1 pseudogene is annotated in these 237 nt (G+C 59.5%); it reads right to left on the reverse strand.

The window, feature by feature from the left end:
• Nucleotides 1-197: pseudogene (locus tag ACQ4LH_RS22285) on the reverse strand (alanine:cation symporter family protein); the annotation flags it as partial.
• Nucleotides 198-237: the final 40 nt, after the last annotated feature.

The following is a 237-nucleotide window of genomic DNA, read 5'->3' on the forward strand; positions in this document are numbered from 1 at the left end:
GAGATGTGTATAAGAGACAGGGTAAGCACTACGCCGGCCATCTCGGTGCCTGGTTGATACACGCCCGACAGCAGGATGATCAGCGCGGTGCAGCTGCACAGGATGATGGTGTCGATAAACACGCTGAGCGACTGCACGATACCCTGAGCCACCGGGTGCTTGACCCCGGCAACGGCCGCTACGGTTTGTGATATACCGGCGTCTTATACACATCGGAGGCTGGCGCCGACGCTCCAC

The organism is Pseudomonas peli, assembly GCF_050563605.1.
In the GTDB taxonomy this organism is placed as follows: Bacteria; Pseudomonadota; Gammaproteobacteria; order Pseudomonadales; family Pseudomonadaceae; genus Aquipseudomonas; species Aquipseudomonas peli_A.